The following is a 15,070-nucleotide window of genomic DNA, read 5'->3' as shown; positions in this document are numbered from 1 at the left end:
TCGTTCAACAGGCCATGATCAAGCGCATCGTGACCACGGCCCTCATCGCCGCCACCGCGGCTCTCACCGCCTCCGCTCCCGCCCTGGCCGCCGACACCCCGCCCGACGTCGTGACGAGCACCGTCGAGGACGTCCCGACGGACGCCACGGACGGCACGGAGGGCACGGACGGCACGGAGGGCACGGACGGCACCGACCTCACCGACGACCCTGGGGACTTCGCCGGTGCGTTCGACGCGTTCGGCGACACCACGGGCCCCCTCGGCGACCCCGCCGCCTAGGACCGATGACGCGAAGGAGCCCCGGACCTCCCCTGTGGGTCCGGGACTCCTTCGCGTCATCGGTCCTAGGCCTTGACCTCGGCGTTCTGGCAGGCCGTCAGCAGCCAGCGGCCGTCGTCGCCGCGGGTCATCACGTACAGCGGGGCGCCCTCGGAGTCGCCCTGCGCCGAGTGGTAGACCTGGCGGACCTTGACCGCGGCCACGTCGGGGCGCAGGAACTGCAGGTGCGCCACCTCGTAGGTGACCCGGCCGTCCCAGTTCGACGCGGGCAGCACGGCCCGGGTGAACTCGGCGATCGCGTCGAGGCCGATGAGCACCTTGCCGTGCGCGGTGGTCCAGAGCGCGTCCCGGTGGAAGAGGGCGAGGAAGCCTTCCGGATCCTTGGCCCGCTGGGTGCGCTCGACGGTGGCGACGACCTGCCTGATCGCTTCGACGTCCGCGGGGGCTCCGACGGACGGGTGCTGTTCGCTCATGGATCGATCGTGCTTCCTCAAGCATGGTTGAGGTCAAGCGATATGATCACATTGCCGTATGACCACGACGAAGACCCTCTACCTGCTCTGTTCCGCCGCCCCGCCCGTTTTCGACGTGGCCCGTGTGATCGAGGACGCCCAGGCCCGCGGCTGGGACGTCTGCCTCGGGCTCACCCCCACCGCCGCGCACTGGGTCTCCGGGAGCCTGGACGGGCTCGCCGTCCTGACGGGGCATCCGGTGCGGTGGCAGTACAAGTTCCCCGGGGAGGCCGACGTATGGCCGGCGGCCGACGCCCTGCTCTTCGCCCCGGCCACCTTCAACTCCCTCAACTCCTGGGCACTCGGCCTGACCGACCGGTTCGCCGTGGGCGTGGCCGCCGAGGCGGTCGGCAAGGAGGGCGTCCCCGTCGTCGCCATGCCGTGCCTGAACTCCGCCCTCTCCTCCCACCCGCAGTTCGACCAGTCCCTGGCCGTCCTGCGCGGCGCCGGCGTCACCGTCCTGTACGGCGATGACGGCTTCACCCCCGGCCCGGCCGGCCCGGACGCCCCGCCGCACTTCCCGTGGCAGACGGCCCTGGACGCGGTGACGAACGGCCGGTGAGCGGCCGGGCCAGGACGGGCCGGCTGCGCTGTTCGTCGGTCATCGGGCGATGCTCACAGACGTACGCCGCCCCGCGCACGCCATTTCACATGCCGGATCCCGCGCCCGCCTCGAGCTGCCGGAAGAAGGCCCGGACGTCCCCCACCAGCAGCTCCGGCACCTCCATCGCGGGGAAGTGGCCGCCCTTGTCGTAGGAGGTCCAGCGCACGACGGTGTCGGTGCGCGCGGCGACGTGCCGCAGCGGGATGAAGTTGTCCCGGGGGAAGTCGGCGAGCGCGGTCGGGGTGCGGGAGACCTCGGGCGGCTGCCCGTAGTAGTCGGCGTGGGCCCGCTCGTGGTAGATCCGCGCGGCGGAGCCGGCCGTGCCGGTCAGCCAGTACAGCATCACGTTGGTCAGCACCTGGTCCCGGTCCGGCGGGCAGGCCGGGTCGCTCCACTCGGCGAACTTCTCCCCGATCCAGGCCAGCAGCCCGACGGGCGAGTCATTGAGGGCGTACGCGAGGGTCTGCGGGCGGGTCGCCTGGATGTCGGCGTAGCCCTGCCGCTCGCGCGCCCAGGTCCGATACCGCTCCCAGGAGGCCCGCGTGCGCTCCCGCTCGGCCTCGTCCAGCGGCGCGAGTTCCTGCTCCGTGGGCTCCGCGGTGGCCCCGCCGCCCGGCAGCAGGTTGAGGTGGACCCCGCTGACGCGGTCGGGGTGGAGGCGGCCCAGTTCCCGGGAGACCGCCGCTCCCCAGTCGCCGCCCTGGACTCCGTACCGCTCGTACCCGAGTCTCTGCATCAGCACCGCGAAGGCGCGCGCGACCCTCTTGAACTCCCAGCCCCGCTCGGTGGTCGGCCCGGACAGGGTGAAGCCGGGGATCGACGGCAACACCAGGTGGAAGGCGTCGGCCGGGTCCCCGCCGTGTGCCCGGGGGTCCGTCAGGGGGCCGGCGACACGCTGGAACTCCACGAGGGAGCCGGGCCAGCCGTGGGTCATCAGCAGCGGCCGGGCGGCCGGTTCGGGCGAGCGCAGGTGCGCGAAGTGCACCCGGGCCCCGTCGATGACGGTGGTGTACTGCGGCCAGGAGTTCAGGCGCGCCTCGGCGGCCCGCCAGTCGTACCCGCCGCGCCAGTGGCGGGCGAGCGCGCGCACCTCGCCGAGCGGCATCCCGTACGCCCGGCCCGCGTCCGGCAGCTCGTCGGGCCAGCGGGCCCGGTCCAGCCGCTCGGCCAGGTCGTTCAGCTCGCGCTGCGGCACGTCGAGCCGGAACGGCCGCGCCCACTCACCAAGATCGCTCATGCGGTGGATGGTAGGGGTGGGCGGGGCCGCCGCTCACGCCGCATAGAGGTCGAAGGTCGACCCCCGCTTGGGACCGGCCGCCACGTCGAGCGCCGGATCCACGGTCAGCATCGCCTGGTGCAGCCGCTGCAACTGCGGCGACGGCTCCACGCCCAGGTCTTCGATCAGCCGGCCGCGCAGCCTGCGGTACACGTCCAGGGCCGTGGCCTGGCGCCCCGACCGGTACAGCGCGACCATCGCCTGCGAGTGCAGCCCCTCGTGCTGCGGGTGGCGGGCGATCAGCTCGGTGAGCTCGGCGAGCAGTTCGGTGTGGCGCCCGAGCCGCAGGTCCACATCGATCCGCCGCTCCACGGTGACCAGCCGGCTCTCCTCCAGCCGCATCACCTCGATCTCCAGGATCGGCCCCACCCGTACGTCGACCAGGGCCGGCCCCTGCCACAGCGCCAGCGCGGCGCGCAGCAGGTCCGCCGCGCTCTCGTCGTCGCCGCCCTCGAACGCCCGCTGCCCCTGGCCGACGAGGCTCTCGTACTCGTGCACGTCCACCGACTCCGGCGGGATCTGCAGCAGGTAGCCGCCGTGCCGGGTGGCCAGCACGTCCTTGGCGCCGCCGGGCTCGCCGGGGCCCATGGCGGTGCCGAGTCTGCGGCGCAGTTGGAGTATGTACGTCTGCAGGGTGGTCAGAGCGCTCTGAGGCAGGTCGGTGCCCCAGATCTCTTCCATGAGCGTGGGCACCGGCATCACCCGCCCCGGGTACAGGGCGAGGAGCGTCAGGATCTGCCGCGGCTTGCGGGCGGTCGGGACGATCGAGCCCCCGTTGACCTCAGCACTCAACGGACCCAGAACCTGAATTTTCACGGTCTCCTCCGTAAGTCGTCGAATTCCCCTCGTATTTCGGCCTTCGACTGAGGCACGGTAGCCGGGCCCTGCGCAATGTCTCCGAATTCTCGAGGCCCTTTTGAGCCCCTCTCCACGGGTCAAACCGCCGGTCGGCGGCCCTGTCAGTCCCGTGTCCCGCCCACCTCCCGTGCCGGGGCCGGTGGTGCTGGCAACCGCGGTCCGCCGGTTTCACCCGCGAATATCGCGGCGGTTGCCCATTTCGTCGACCGTGTGTCCGGTTGTGATGTGGGGGAAATCCGTTCCGGGACGCTCGGCTCGCGATCGGTCTGCTTCTGTTTCTGTTTCTGCTTTCGGCGGCTGTGGCACGGGAAGCGGTGCCTTCCACAGCGGAAGCACCGCGCCGCCGCGGGTCCCGCCCGGATCCCCGTGCCCGTACCCCTTCACACCCCGGTCCGTCAGATCCGTACGAGGCGCTCGCCGTCGGCCTCGCCGGCCGCGGCCAGGCTGTCCGGGCCCGCCATGAGGATCGAGCGCTGCAGTCGCCGCAGCGCGGCGGACGGCTCCAGCCCGAGCTCGCGTACGAGGGTGGCGCGCAGCCGCTGGTAGACGTCCAGGGCCTCGCCGCGGCGGCCGGAGCGGTGCAGGGCGAGCATGAACTGCCCGTGGAGGTTCTCGTGGGTGCGGTAGCGGCTGGCCAGCACGGTGAGCTCGGCCAGCAGTTCGCGGTGGCGGCCCAGTCTCAAGTCGGCCTCGATGCGCTGGTCGAGCGCGCACAGCCGGGTCTCCTCCAGCCGCAGCGTCTCCATGTCGAGCTGGGCCCCGCCGTGTACGTCGGCGAAGGCGGAGCCGGACCACAGTGCCAGGGCCTCGCGCAGCATCCGCGCGGCGCCGGGGAAGTCCCCGGCGTCCATGGCCCGGTAGCCCATGCCCGCGAGCCGGTCGAACTCCCGGACGTCCAGCTTGCCGCCGCCGCTGTCCAGCAGGTAGCCGCCGGGCAGGGTGACGAGCACGTCCTTCGCGGTGCGCTCGGGCCGTTCGGCTCCGTCCGCCTGCCCCGCGGCCGCCTCGTCCTTGCGCTTGCCCGCCTCCAGCGCGGTCGCGATGAGCGCGCGCAGTTGCAGGACGTAGGTCTGGAGGGTGGTGCGGGCGCTGCGGGGCGGCTCCTCGCCCCACAGCTCCTCTATGAGTGCCGCGACGGGCACCACTTGGTCCGCGTGCAGCGCCAGGAGCGCCAGCACTTGGCGGGGCTTGGGGGCGGTCGGCGTGATCGAGACACCGTTCACCCGCACCGCCAGTGCGCCCAGTACATCGATGTTCACGCTGAATCCCCCTGGTCCGTGGATGAGTCTCGCCCCACTCAAGGCTTGACCAGTAAAAAACAGGGCTAACGGTTTGTCAATATCAAACCGTCCACGCTGTTTTTTATAGGCAGATGCGAGCCCGTCGCGAGCACAGGGCACCTGACCTGCACTTTTATCCAATCCAGAAAGATCGGAATCGGGGAGCCGCCCGCCGCAGGCTCCCCATAGGTGGATCAAAGGGGCACTACAGCGACGCTATCCAAATAGAAGAGACCGATCAGTCTGTTCTATTCTCCCCCTCGGGACCCGCACCCGAACCCTCGTCCGGGGCCCGGCCGGAGCCGGCGGCCGTCAGGACTTCCAGCACCTCCGCGGCCGCGACCCGGGGCAGCAGCAGCTCCCAGAACCGGGTGACCGTGCCCGGTGCGAGCCAGGCCGCGTCCCGGGCTCCGAGCACCTCGAAGCCCACCGTCGCGGCCACCACGGCGGACACGGCGTCCTCCGGCGCCACCTCCGGCCGCAGTTCCCCCGCGACCCCGGCCAGCGTCATCGCCTCCTCGACCCAGCACCGCCAGTACTCGCGCAGGTCGGCCTGGGGCGGGCGGGCGGCATCGCCGCTCAGCTCGAAGCCCGCCCGCAGCACCACGTCTTCGCGCAGCCCCCGGGCGAGCCCGTGGGTCACGTCGACCAGATGCTGCAGACAACCGGCCGCGCCCTTGGGCCACCCTTCGGTGACCGCCCGCAGCCGCGCCAGCGCCGCCTCCTCGACGGCGGCCGCCAGGGCGTCCTTGCTGGCGAAATGGAAGTGCAGGGCGCCGCTGCTCACGCCGGCCTGCGTACTGATGGTGGTGAGCGAGGCGACCGTGAAGCCCTCCCGGTGGAAGATCTCGGCCGCGGATCCGATCAGGGCCTCCCGGGTGCGCACCGCGCGTGCTTGTCTGGCCATCGACTGCTCCGTTATCGCTGGGGATTGCCGCGCCCGGCCACCGCCGCCGACCGCCGGGCACAACGGCCCCGGTCCGGCTCGACCACACGCCCGTGAGTGCTGATCGCCTCCGCAGAGGCGCGTGGAGGCACGTGCACGACTGCCACAACCTCGCCCCTCCCTCAAGGTGCAACCCGATCAATGATCAGCGTAACAAACCGCTCGTGCGGTTTGAAGATGTGATACGCGAATCCGTCACGCCGGGATGGCTGATCCCCGGCACCGCAGATCACGGCAGCCGGGCGCGCGGCCCGTACAGATGCCCCTCCCAGCACGGCGCGGCGCCTACTGGAAGGCCGCTACGGCGCCGCTACAGGGGCGCCAGGGACTCATGGGGGCTCCCGAGGTGGCTGGATCGCGACGAGCTGGGGCGATGACCCAAGAGAGATCGATCGGAACTGTTTGTTCCGGATATTCCCTTTCCGAAGGGTCGGATTCCCCTAGAAATTAAACCGGTTGGTATGTATCTTTTCTCGTCTCAAACCCATCCGACCGGCACCTCGTCATCGCTGTTTCAGGGGGAGCAATGACTACGAGCACGTTTCGGGTTGAGCGGCCGACCATCGACGCGCACCAGGTAGGGAGCTACTACCCGGACTCGTTCCGCAGAGCCACCGACCTTCGGTACCCCTCGCTGACGACCACCGTGCCCAGGGAGTTCGTGCACCGCGCCGCCGTCGCCGAGGTCATGCTCACCGACTGGGAGCAGGTGGACGACACGCGGTTCAGAGTGGCCGCGCAGTGGCCGCGCAGCCACAGCTTCTTCACCCCCATAGACGGGGAGTACCACGATCCGCTCATGGTCACCGAGACGGTCCGCCAGATCGGTTACCTCTTGGCCCACGCCGGGTTCGGCGTCCCGATCGACCACCAGTTCCTGTTGTGGAACCTCACCGTCACCGTCCACCCCGAGCACCTGCGGGTCCGGCAGACGCCGGCCTCGCTCGACATCAAGGTCACGTGCACGGACCTCAAGCGCCGCGGGAACGGCGATCTGGCCGGCCTCCACTACGAGACGGAGTTCCGCCGCGACGGGCAGCTCGTCGCGACGGGCGGCGCCACCTTCACCTGCACCACCCCGGCCGCCTACCGGCGGGTTCGCGGGGACCACGCGTTCGGCGCCAACGACCCGTACGCCCTGCCGCTGACGGCGCCGGCGGCGCCGCAGAGCGTGGGGCGCACCTCGCCGGTCGACGTCGTACTGTCACCCGTCGGCGAGCCGAACCGCTGGCAGCTGAGGGTCGACACCCGCCACCCCGTGCTCTTCGACCACCCGGTCGACCACGTGCCGGGCATGCTGCTGCTCGAATCCGCCCGCCAGGCCGCGGCCGGTGCGCTGGGGCGTTCCTCGATCCTGCCGCTCAGCATCACCGGCGATTTCAGGCGGTACGTCGAACTGGCCACCCCGTGCACGATCGACGCCTGCCTCGTGCCGGAGCAACTGCCCGACGGCAGCGAACTGGTCCTGGTGACCGGCCATCAGGACGACGTGCTCTGCTTCAGCGCCAGCCTGACGGTGGCGCCCGAGGACCGCTGACCGGTCCGCCGGCGCCCCAGCCCCTTCGTACGCCCGCGCATTCGCCCGCGCCTACGCCTTCCCCCACGCCCACGCATTCGTCCGCGCCTTCGCCCACGCCCCGCCTCGTCGGCGCACTGCGTCGCCCCGCCCTGCTGCCGCTCCGCACTCGGCAGCAGGGCACGGCCACGAGCTCCGGACCGCCCGGCCGTCGTGAACTCCTCCGGCCCCGCCGGCCGGGCCCGAGCCGTGCGCCGGATCCCCGGCCCAGACCCGAACCGCCGCGTCAGCGGCGGAGCCCGCGACGGCCTCTCACCCCACCTCCCCGCTTCACACCCGCCCCGGAGGCCGTGCCTGTTCCCTCCCGGCGCATCAGTCAATCCAGGCAAAATACGGACTGGACGGTTTGGATGTAGGACGCATCCGCTATAAGATACAGACTGGGCGGTTCTTCCATTTCGGGACTCCGCTGTGGCGCACACGACATCGTGGAGGAGGCGGCAGCATGGCTGAGCAGGCCCGAGCCATCCAGACACGCAGGAACATCCTGACGGCCGCTGCCAAGATCTTCGAGAGCCGCGGCTACCAAGCCGCCACCATCTCCGAGATCCTCACGGCGGCCGGAGTGACCAAGGGGGCCTTGTACTTCCACTTCCAGTCGAAGGACGAGCTCGCCCAGGGAGTGCTCTCCGAGCAGGTGGACCACCGGCTGATGGTCCCCGATCGCTCCTCCAAGGTGCAGGAACTGGTGGACATGGTCATGCTGCACGCCTACCGGCTGCAGACCGATCCCCTGGTCCGCGCCGGCGTGAGACTGTCCCTGGAGCAGCAGCCGGGCCTCGACCGCAGCGGTCCGTTCCTGCAGTGGGCGGATGTCGTCACCACCCTGCTCACCAAGGCCCAGGCCCAGGGCGAGCTGCTGCCCCACGTCGATCCGGCCGAGAGCTCGGACGTGCTCGTCGGCGCCTTCGGCGGAGTCCAGGCCATGTCCCAGGCCGTCAGCGACTACCAGAACCTGCCGGACAAGGTGGCCGCACTGCTGCGCCATGTGCTGCCCAGCGTGACGCTCCCCTCGGTCCTGCCGTCCCTGGACCTTTCCGAGGGCAGGGGCGCCATGGTCTACCTCGAGGCCATCTCGGTGGCCGAGGAACGGGAAGCCGCGCTCGCGGTCGCGGCCGACTGAGCCGCCCGGCGGGCGGGCAGCCACCTCCACGGCCAGAACGGGACTCATCTTGACGCACTTACCCGCATCCCGGCCGACGGCAGCCCGCGGCCCGCTGGCCGGCAAGACGGCGCTGGTCACCGGTGCCAGCCGCGGCATCGGCCGCGGCATAGCCGAACGCCTGGCCGCCGACGGCGCACTCGTGGCCGTCCACTACGCGACGAACACCGGCGCCGCCGACGACGTCGTGGACTCCATCAGGGCCCGCGGCGGCGACGCCTTCTCCCTCCGGACCGCACTGGGCGTCGCGGGCGACGCCCAGGCCCTCTATGCCGGCCTCGACGTCGAACTCGGCCGGCGGGGCATCGAGCCGAAGATCGACATCCTGGTCAACAACGCCGCGGTCAGCGGCTCGGCCCGGATCCACGAGGTGACCCCGGAGCTGGTCGACAAGATCTTCTCGGTCAACGTCAAGGCGCTCCTCTTCGTCATCCAGAAAGGCCTGACCCGCATGCGGGAAGGCGGCCGGATCATCAACATCTCCTCCGCCGCCACCCGCATGGCCTACCCGGAATCCGTCGTGTACTCCATGAGCAAGGGCGCCATGGAGACCCTCACCCTGGCCCTCGCCAAGGAGCTCGGTTCCCGGGGCATCACCGTCAACACGGTCTCCCCGGGCTTCGTCACGACCGACATGAACGCGAAGCTCCGCACCACGCCCGAGGGAGCCGCGCGGCTGGCCGGCATGTCCGTCTTCGACCGCATCGGCGATCCCTCCGACATCGCCGGGATCGTGGCCTTCCTCGCCTCACCCGATTCCGGATGGATCACCGGCCAGCGCCTCGACGCATCGGGCGGCACGCACCTGTAACGACCCGCCGGGGCAACGGTTCCCACCCGGCCGCGCGGGCGTATCCGGTCCTCGACTCGCCCTCAAGTAAAGGCAGTTGGAACGCCCGACACCACCGCCTAGCATGCCTGCATGAATGAGCTCGGCTTGTTCCTCCGGATGCGGACCACGTGACCGGGCAGCGGGTGGTGATCACCGGCGCGACCGGCTTCATAGGTTCGGTGGTACTGAACATGCTGGCCCGCATCCGGGACGAATCCGGAGCCGCCGCCCTGCGCCTGCGGGCCGTGGGCCGCCAAGCCCCGCGGGCCGCCGGCCAGGTCGATGAATGGATCCGGGCGGACCTGTCCGATCCCCGGTCCCTGCGCGGGAGCTGCGACGGCGCGGACGTCCTGCTGCACCTGGCTTCGCTGATCGGCCCCGACGCCCGGCAGTGCGGCGTCGTCAACGCCGAGGGCACCGCGGCGCTGATGGCCCAGGCGCGAAAGGCCGGTCTCGGCCGGATCGTCCATCTGTCCACCTCGGCGGTCTACGGTCCCGGACCCCACCGCGGGATCCCGGTGGACGGCGTCGTTCCCACACCCGTCTCGGCTGCCAGCCGAACCCGGCTGGCAGCCGAGGAACCCGCTCTCGCCGCAGGTGCGGTGGTGCTCCGTCCCGGCCTGGTGATCGGGACCGGAGACCGCTGGGTGGTCCCCGGTGTGGCCCAGATCATCGAATCCACCCAGGCGTTGTGGGGAGGCGGGCGGGCCCTGCTGTCCCTGGTGGCGGTCGTCGACCTCGCCCGCCTCATCGTCCGCCTCGCCCTCGGCCACGGCCCGGTCGGCGGGACGGTCTGGCACGCCAGTCATCCGGAGCCCGTGTACGCGGCCGACCTGGTGCGGGCCCTCACCGGACGGGGAGTGCTGCCCGCGGTGGACCAGGACCTCCCCGAAGCCGAGTGCCTGGTACGCATGGCGGCCTCGGGCTGCCGGGTGAGCCCGCGTCAGTTCGGGCTGCTCGCGCAGGACCACTGGTACGACAGCAAGCAGATCTGGGGAGCCGCCGGCTGTCCGCCGGGGCCCGGGCCGCTGGCCTGCCTGGACGAGGCGGCCCCTTGGTACCGGGAGCACCTGGCCGAGGTCGTCGGACGTTAACGGCGTTAACGCCGTTAACGCCCCGGGGCCGAGGCCGATGTTCAGCACCACCAGCTCCATCACCCCCCGGCAGTTCATCGGCGCCCCGAGCGGCACCGCCTCCCGCCCCGGGCGGCCCGCCATCAGCGCCGCCCCGGTACCCGCGCCCCCCTTCGCGGCGACCGACACCGCCAAGGCCGCCACCGCCCAGAGCCAGCCGTCGACGTCGGCGCCCAGCAGCCGATGCCCGTCCGCAGCCCGCTCCCGACGAAGAAGAGCGCCAGCAGCGCCCCGAGCCCCAGGGACAAGGTCACCAGGCGCGTCACCCTCCCCCGGGGCGGCGGATCCGGAAACAGATCCGCGGCACACTTCCGGAGGTCGCCCGCCGCCCGCCGCCCGCCGCCCGCCGCCTACGAATTCCTGGGGGGCGTCTTGCCGATCAGCAGCCCGAGCCCGTCGAGGATGCGTTCCAGGCCGAACGTCAGAGCCTGGTCCTGCCCCCCGTGCGCACCGACCGAGGCCAGCGCGGCCGTGAGCGCCGGATAGCGCTCGCCGTGCACCCGCATCACCTCGCCGAGCGCCGTCACCATCTGCGCGTCGGGGCCCTCGCCCGATTCCCCGCCGCCGCCCATGGCCCGTTCCTGCTCGGCGATCGCGCGGACGTGCCCGGACAGCAGCACCACCGCGTCGATCGCCTCGGCCCCGCTCAGCCCGCACCCCTCCAGTGCGGCCAGCGCCCGTTCCATCCACCCGGTCTCGCGCGGCCCCGTCACCCGCGCCCCGACCGTCGCCTCCAGCAGCCAGGGGTGGGCCCGGAACCCCGCGTACAGCTCCCGCGCCCAGAGGTCGAGCCGCTCCCGCCAGCCCTCCCCCGCCGCATCGAGGGCGGGTGGCTGCGGCATCGCGGCCTCCACCATCAGCGAGACCAGTTCGGCCTTGCCCGGAACGTAGCGGTACAGCGCCATCTTCGTGACCGCCAGTTCCCCGGCCACCCCTTGCATCGATACGCCGGCCAGCCCCTCGGCGTCGGCGATCCGGACCCCCGCGCCGGCGATGCCCTCCAGGGTGAGCCCGCGCTTGGGACCCCGCGCGGAGCTGGCCGGCGGCCCCCAGAGCAGCCGCACGGCCGCGCCCCACTGCTCGTCCGTCATCGGATCCCCTCGTCTTCCCGTCCGCCCCACCAAAACTGTGTCTACCGTACACGTTAACGGCGTTAACGGTGCTGCGGCGTTAACGGCGTTAACGCCGTTAACGGTCCCCGTCGGCTGACGGTGCATCCAGAGCCGCTCCGGGAACGGGCCCTGATGTCCCGTCTCACCGAACTTTGACGAGTCTCATCGGAGTTTGACCGCCTGGGATTGAGCTGACTGCACTTGGTCGGCAACCAAGGGTTCCCGTCGAGTCAGCCACCGGGTATCCCGCAGCAGGGAGGAGCACGGTGGCCGTGGCTATCCCGGGAGGTCAGCTTGGTGCCGGGCAGGCTGGCTTCTACGAGTCGGAGGTCAGGAAGCCGATGAGCTGCTCTCCGGTGGCGTCGGGGTGTTCTTGGAGGTACTCCGCAGCGTGCTGCCTGTCCGTGGCGTTCAGCGCCAGGCCCATGGTGTGCAGCCGCTCAGAGACCTTGCCGGAGACGTCTTGCTCCTCGGCCAGCCCCAGCTGATCAATCGGTGCCGTGATCCGCACCCTCAGGCAGGGAGCGACGGAGTCGACGCCGGCTTCCTGGAGGAGACGGGAGGCCCGCTGGGAGAGGTCCTCGGAGGACAAAACCCGGGTGGTCGAGTTGGCGATGCCCTGGAGCGGCTGGGCGCGCAGCAGGCCGTTCAACAACGGAACCAGCACGGACCCGTCGAGGAACGATCCGCGATCCCGTTCCGCGACAGGCCTCCAGTACGTGATCACGTAGTCCAGCGCCCCGATATAGGCAGACCGCCGCTCCGGGCGGGCTTGGGGGTCGGCGGTCAAAGAGGTCTCGACCAGGGCCATGCTTACCGTTGGACGGATCAGCGTCGCCGGGTCCGGCAGCTCGAAGACCAAGTCCGTCTCGTAGGGCAGGTACGGACCCAGGGCCTGGGCAAGCGCCGTGTTGAGGCGCGGTGGGCTGGATATGGCAGGCATCGTTCAGCTCCTCCACTTCAAGATCATCAATGGATGTCGATCCTATAGATCCACCACCTCGCGCGAGGGGATTCTCGGATCGCAGCCTCAAGAGCCAGGTGGTCAAACTCCGATGAGACTCGTCGAAGTTCGGTGAGGCAGGACACCTGACGGAGCGCCGGAGGCGGGTCCTCCGCGGATCCGCACCACTTCGTTAGCAAAACTCAAGCGTGGTGGCCACATCCACCGGCGAACGTTAGTAAAGTCCCTCTCATGACTTCGCCCTCGTCTCAGAGCGACCGAGAGAAGGTCGTCTCCAAACTCCCTCCGTGGCTGCGCCAGGAGTTGAAGATCCGCACCGCCCAACTGCGGGTGGACATCCAGGATGCCGTCCACCAGGGCATCGCCCACTGGAGCGCGCTCGCCTCAGCCCCCTCCCCCGTCGACACCTCCGGCGCCGAGTCCTTCTCCACCTGGCTGCCCGCCGGGCAGTGGGAGTCCTTCCGTTCCGACTCCAAGGACCGCGGGGTCTCCCTCATCCAGGGCCTCGCCCAAGCCGTCCGCCTCTGGCTGGAGATGAACCCGGCGCCCACGGTCAAGCGGCCTTCCGTCGTACGCCGCATCGTCGTGTGCAACCAGAAGGGCGGGGTCGGCAAGACCGCCATCACCGCCGGCACCGCCGAGGCCCTCGCCGAGGACCCCGGCAGCCTCCACCCGGTCCGCGTCGCCCGGCAGCTCGCCCGGCTCGCGGCCGACGCCGAGGACCCCGGCGCCACAGGCACGGAGCAGCGGCCGGCCGAGGCCGGCTCCCTGGACCTGGAGGACCTGCCGGGCCTCGGGATGCGCGTGCTGCTCGTGGACTTCGACCCGCAGGGCCACCTCACCAAGCAGCTCGGCCAGCAGCCGCTGCCCATCGGCGGCGACAGCCTCACCTGCCACATGGCCGGCGAGGCCAAGGGCCCCCTGGCCGACCTGATCGTGCCCGTCACGAACGAGCGCTTCGGCGACCGGCTGCACATCCTGCCCGCGTGCACGGACGCCTTCCTCCTCGACGTCCGCCTCTCCACCGTCCGCGCCCGCGAGGCCGCCCTCGAGCGGGCCCTCTCCCCCGTCGAGGCGGACTACGACGTCATCCTCATCGACTGCCCACCGAGCCTGGGCCTGAGCATGGACGCGGCCATCTACTACGGGCGCCGCCGCGACGCCGAACAGCAGGGCGCCTCGGGCGCGCTGATCGTCGTACAGGCGGAGGACTCGTCGGCCGACGCCTACGACCTCCTCACCTCCCAGATCAACGACCTGCGCGACGACCTCAGCCTCGAGATCGACTACCTCGGGCTCGTCGTGAACCTCTACGACGGCCGGCGCGGGTACATCGCCACCTCCTCGCTCCAGGCCTGGATCGACATAAAGGATCCGCGCGTCGTGGCCGTCGTACCGGACCTGAAGGAACAGCGGGAGGCCGTCCGCGTGAAGCAGCCGCTGTTCGTCTACGCACCCAAGGGCGATCAGGCGGTCGCCCTGCGCGCCCTCGCTAGGGAGATCTCATGAGCAAGGCCGATAAATTGGGAGTCTCGGCTTCCTTCGCCCGGGCCCAGCCGGCCGGCATCAGTTCGCGGCGCGCGGCCATCGCGGAGGCCACCGGCGCCCCGACCTCCGGGGTGGTGCCGCCCTCGGAGGTACCGATCGAGGCGCTGGCCCACAACCCGTTCAACCTCCGCGAGGAGCTCACCGAACTGGAGGAGATGGCGCAGTCCCTCCTGGTGCGCGGCCAGCTCCAGCCCCTCGCGGTGGCCACCCGGATGGCCTTCATGGAGGCCCACCCGGGGCAGACCGACGGACTGGGCCGCGCCCCGTACGTGGTCATCGACGGCAACCGGCGGCTCGCCGCGGCGCAGCTGGCGGGGCTGAAGTCGATGCACATCCACGTGAACGACTCCCTGGCCACCTCGGCGGCGGACATCCTGGAGTCGGCGCTGATCGCCAACGTCCACCGGGTCGACGTGGCGCCGATGGACCAGGCGCGGGCCCTGCAGGAGCTGGTCGACGTCCACGGCTCGCAGGCGCAGGTCGCCAAGCGGCTGGGCAAGACGGCGGCGTGGGTCTCACAGCGGCTGACCCTCCTTCACCTGACCCCGGAACTCCAGGACAAGGTGGAGACGGGTGAGCTCAAGGTGGAGCCGGCCCGGCGGATCGGGCGCCTCCCCCAGGGTGACCAGGCGGCTGCGGCGGAGGAGACCATTAACGCCGTTAACCCTCCGCGCCAGCGCACGCGTCCGACGGCGGGGGCCGCTGGGGCAGAGGCAGGCGTTAACGGCGTTAACGCCGTTAATGATCGCGAGGTCCGCCCCGCTGCCGCAGCCCGCCGGATCACGATCGCGGTGGACTCCCCCGAGACCGTCGCGGACGCCCTCACCGCACACCTCACCCCCGACGACCTGAAGGCCGTCACCGAGCTGCTGCTGACCCGGATCTGAAACGGGCGCTTCGGCGGCCGTACCCACGACGGGGGCGCTGACGGCGTTAACGCCGTTAACGCCCCCACGTGTGTTTCATGTGCGTTCAGAGGTGCGCTT

At 71.0% G+C, this 15,070-nt stretch carries 15 protein-coding genes; 8 read left to right on the top strand and 7 right to left on the bottom strand.

The features are described 5' to 3' along the window. Positions 1 to 14 precede the first annotated feature (14 nt). Entirely contained in the window at positions 15 to 281 is a 267-nt protein-coding gene (locus ACFWB8_RS04755) for a hypothetical protein (RefSeq protein ID WP_385222487.1), read from the top strand. A gap of 65 nt (positions 282 to 346) precedes the next feature. Here the strand turns inward: ACFWB8_RS04755 and ACFWB8_RS04750 are convergent, their stop codons facing one another. Further along, positions 347 to 754: an SgcJ/EcaC family oxidoreductase gene (locus ACFWB8_RS04750; protein ID WP_377779102.1), complete on the bottom strand. Its 408-nt coding sequence runs from the start codon at positions 752 to 754 to the stop codon at positions 347 to 349. Positions 755 to 812: 58 nt separating this feature from the next. Between ACFWB8_RS04750 and ACFWB8_RS04745 the strand changes: the two genes are divergently transcribed. Then, the gene (locus ACFWB8_RS04745) at positions 813 to 1,355 is read left to right on the top strand and encodes a flavoprotein (RefSeq protein WP_377779103.1); all 543 of its coding nucleotides are present in this window, start codon (positions 813 to 815) and stop codon (positions 1,353 to 1,355) included. Positions 1,356 to 1,440: 85 nt separating this feature from the next. On the opposite strand, the gene ACFWB8_RS04740 is transcribed toward ACFWB8_RS04745, so the two are convergent. From ACFWB8_RS04740 to ACFWB8_RS04725, 4 genes are all read right to left on the bottom strand, one after another. After that, entirely contained in the window at positions 1,441 to 2,634 is a 1,194-nt protein-coding gene (locus tag ACFWB8_RS04740) for an epoxide hydrolase family protein (protein ID WP_377779104.1), read from the bottom strand. Between the two features lie 33 nt (positions 2,635 to 2,667). Then, positions 2,668 to 3,489, bottom strand: coding sequence for a BTAD domain-containing putative transcriptional regulator (locus tag ACFWB8_RS04735; protein ID WP_377779105.1), 822 nt, complete (start codon positions 3,487 to 3,489; stop codon positions 2,668 to 2,670). 437 nt (positions 3,490 to 3,926) lie between these two features. Further along, complete coding sequence (locus ACFWB8_RS04730) at positions 3,927 to 4,790, bottom strand: BTAD domain-containing putative transcriptional regulator (protein ID WP_377779106.1); 864 nt, start codon at positions 4,788 to 4,790, stop codon at positions 3,927 to 3,929. Positions 4,791 to 5,049: 259 nt separating this feature from the next. Continuing rightward, complete coding sequence (locus ACFWB8_RS04725; RefSeq protein WP_385222481.1) at positions 5,050 to 5,718, bottom strand: ScbR family autoregulator-binding transcription factor; 669 nt, start codon at positions 5,716 to 5,718, stop codon at positions 5,050 to 5,052. A 565-nt stretch (positions 5,719 to 6,283) separates the two neighbouring features. Here ACFWB8_RS04725 and ACFWB8_RS04720 point away from each other — a divergent pair. The 4 genes from ACFWB8_RS04720 (at position 6,284) to ACFWB8_RS04705 (ending at position 10,421) form a co-directional block, all read left to right on the top strand. Beyond that, positions 6,284 to 7,294 carry a ScbA/BarX family gamma-butyrolactone biosynthesis protein gene (locus ACFWB8_RS04720; protein ID WP_385222478.1) on the top strand — a complete coding sequence of 337 codons (1,011 nt, stop codon included), beginning with the start codon at positions 6,284 to 6,286 and terminating at the stop codon, positions 7,292 to 7,294. Between the two features lie 484 nt (positions 7,295 to 7,778). Then, the gene (locus ACFWB8_RS04715; RefSeq protein ID WP_385222475.1) at positions 7,779 to 8,456 is read left to right on the top strand and encodes a ScbR family autoregulator-binding transcription factor; all 678 of its coding nucleotides are present in this window, start codon (positions 7,779 to 7,781) and stop codon (positions 8,454 to 8,456) included. Positions 8,457 to 8,505: 49 nt separating this feature from the next. Continuing rightward, a complete protein-coding gene (locus ACFWB8_RS04710; protein ID WP_385222472.1) occupies positions 8,506 to 9,306 on the top strand; it encodes an SDR family oxidoreductase in 801 nt (266 codons plus the stop codon). Positions 9,307 to 9,455: 149 nt separating this feature from the next. Further along, entirely contained in the window at positions 9,456 to 10,421 is a 966-nt protein-coding gene (locus tag ACFWB8_RS04705; RefSeq protein WP_385222469.1) for an NAD-dependent epimerase/dehydratase family protein, read from the top strand. A 389-nt stretch (positions 10,422 to 10,810) separates the two neighbouring features. Here ACFWB8_RS04705 and ACFWB8_RS04700 read toward each other — a convergent pair whose 3' ends face one another. Beyond that, positions 10,811 to 11,551, bottom strand: coding sequence for a TetR/AcrR family transcriptional regulator (locus ACFWB8_RS04700; protein ID WP_385222466.1), 741 nt, complete (start codon positions 11,549 to 11,551; stop codon positions 10,811 to 10,813). Positions 11,552 to 11,888: 337 nt separating this feature from the next. Then, positions 11,889 to 12,515: a hypothetical protein gene (locus tag ACFWB8_RS04695; protein ID WP_385222463.1), complete on the bottom strand. Its 627-nt coding sequence runs from the start codon at positions 12,513 to 12,515 to the stop codon at positions 11,889 to 11,891. A gap of 252 nt (positions 12,516 to 12,767) precedes the next feature. Between ACFWB8_RS04695 and ACFWB8_RS04690 the strand changes: the two genes are divergently transcribed. Both ACFWB8_RS04690 and ACFWB8_RS04685 read left to right on the top strand, forming a co-directional pair. Further along, on the top strand, positions 12,768 to 14,045 hold the full coding sequence (locus ACFWB8_RS04690; RefSeq protein ID WP_385222461.1) for an AAA family ATPase: 1,278 nt from the start codon (positions 12,768 to 12,770) through the stop codon (positions 14,043 to 14,045). Further along, positions 14,042 to 14,971 carry a ParB/RepB/Spo0J family partition protein gene (locus ACFWB8_RS04685; RefSeq protein ID WP_385222458.1) on the top strand — a complete coding sequence of 310 codons (930 nt, stop codon included), beginning with the start codon at positions 14,042 to 14,044 and terminating at the stop codon, positions 14,969 to 14,971. The genes ACFWB8_RS04690 and ACFWB8_RS04685 overlap by 4 nt, the downstream gene beginning before the upstream one ends. Positions 14,972 to 15,070: the final 99 nt, after the last annotated feature.

This window comes from Streptomyces sp. NPDC060031, from assembly GCF_042736805.1.
Lineage (GTDB): Bacteria > Actinomycetota > Actinomycetes > Streptomycetales > Streptomycetaceae > Streptomyces.
The sequence above is the reverse complement of the archived record's forward strand: the minus strand, read 5'-3'. Positions and strand labels throughout refer to the sequence as shown.

Bases quoted from the DNA above. Each gene is read 5' to 3' on its own strand.
- ACFWB8_RS04755 (WP_385222487.1), top strand. From the start codon at position 15: ATGATCAAGCGCATCGTGACCACGGCCCTCATCGCCGCCACCGCGGCT.
- ACFWB8_RS04750 (WP_377779102.1), bottom strand. From the start codon at position 754: ATGAGCGAACAGCACCCGTCCGTCGGAGCCCCCGCGGACGTCGAAGCG.
- ACFWB8_RS04745 (WP_377779103.1), top strand. From the start codon at position 813: ATGACCACGACGAAGACCCTCTACCTGCTCTGTTCCGCCGCCCCGCCC.
- ACFWB8_RS04740 (WP_377779104.1), bottom strand. From the start codon at position 2,634: ATGAGCGATCTTGGTGAGTGGGCGCGGCCGTTCCGGCTCGACGTGCCG.
- ACFWB8_RS04725 (WP_385222481.1), bottom strand. From the start codon at position 5,718: ATGGCCAGACAAGCACGCGCGGTGCGCACCCGGGAGGCCCTGATCGGA.
- ACFWB8_RS04720 (WP_385222478.1), top strand. From the start codon at position 6,284: ATGACTACGAGCACGTTTCGGGTTGAGCGGCCGACCATCGACGCGCAC.
- ACFWB8_RS04715 (WP_385222475.1), top strand. From the start codon at position 7,779: ATGGCTGAGCAGGCCCGAGCCATCCAGACACGCAGGAACATCCTGACG.
- ACFWB8_RS04700 (WP_385222466.1), bottom strand. From the start codon at position 11,551: ATGACGGACGAGCAGTGGGGCGCGGCCGTGCGGCTGCTCTGGGGGCCG.
- ACFWB8_RS04695 (WP_385222463.1), bottom strand. From the start codon at position 12,515: ATGCCTGCCATATCCAGCCCACCGCGCCTCAACACGGCGCTTGCCCAG.
- ACFWB8_RS04690 (WP_385222461.1), top strand. From the start codon at position 12,768: ATGACTTCGCCCTCGTCTCAGAGCGACCGAGAGAAGGTCGTCTCCAAA.
- ACFWB8_RS04685 (WP_385222458.1), top strand. From the start codon at position 14,042: ATGAGCAAGGCCGATAAATTGGGAGTCTCGGCTTCCTTCGCCCGGGCC.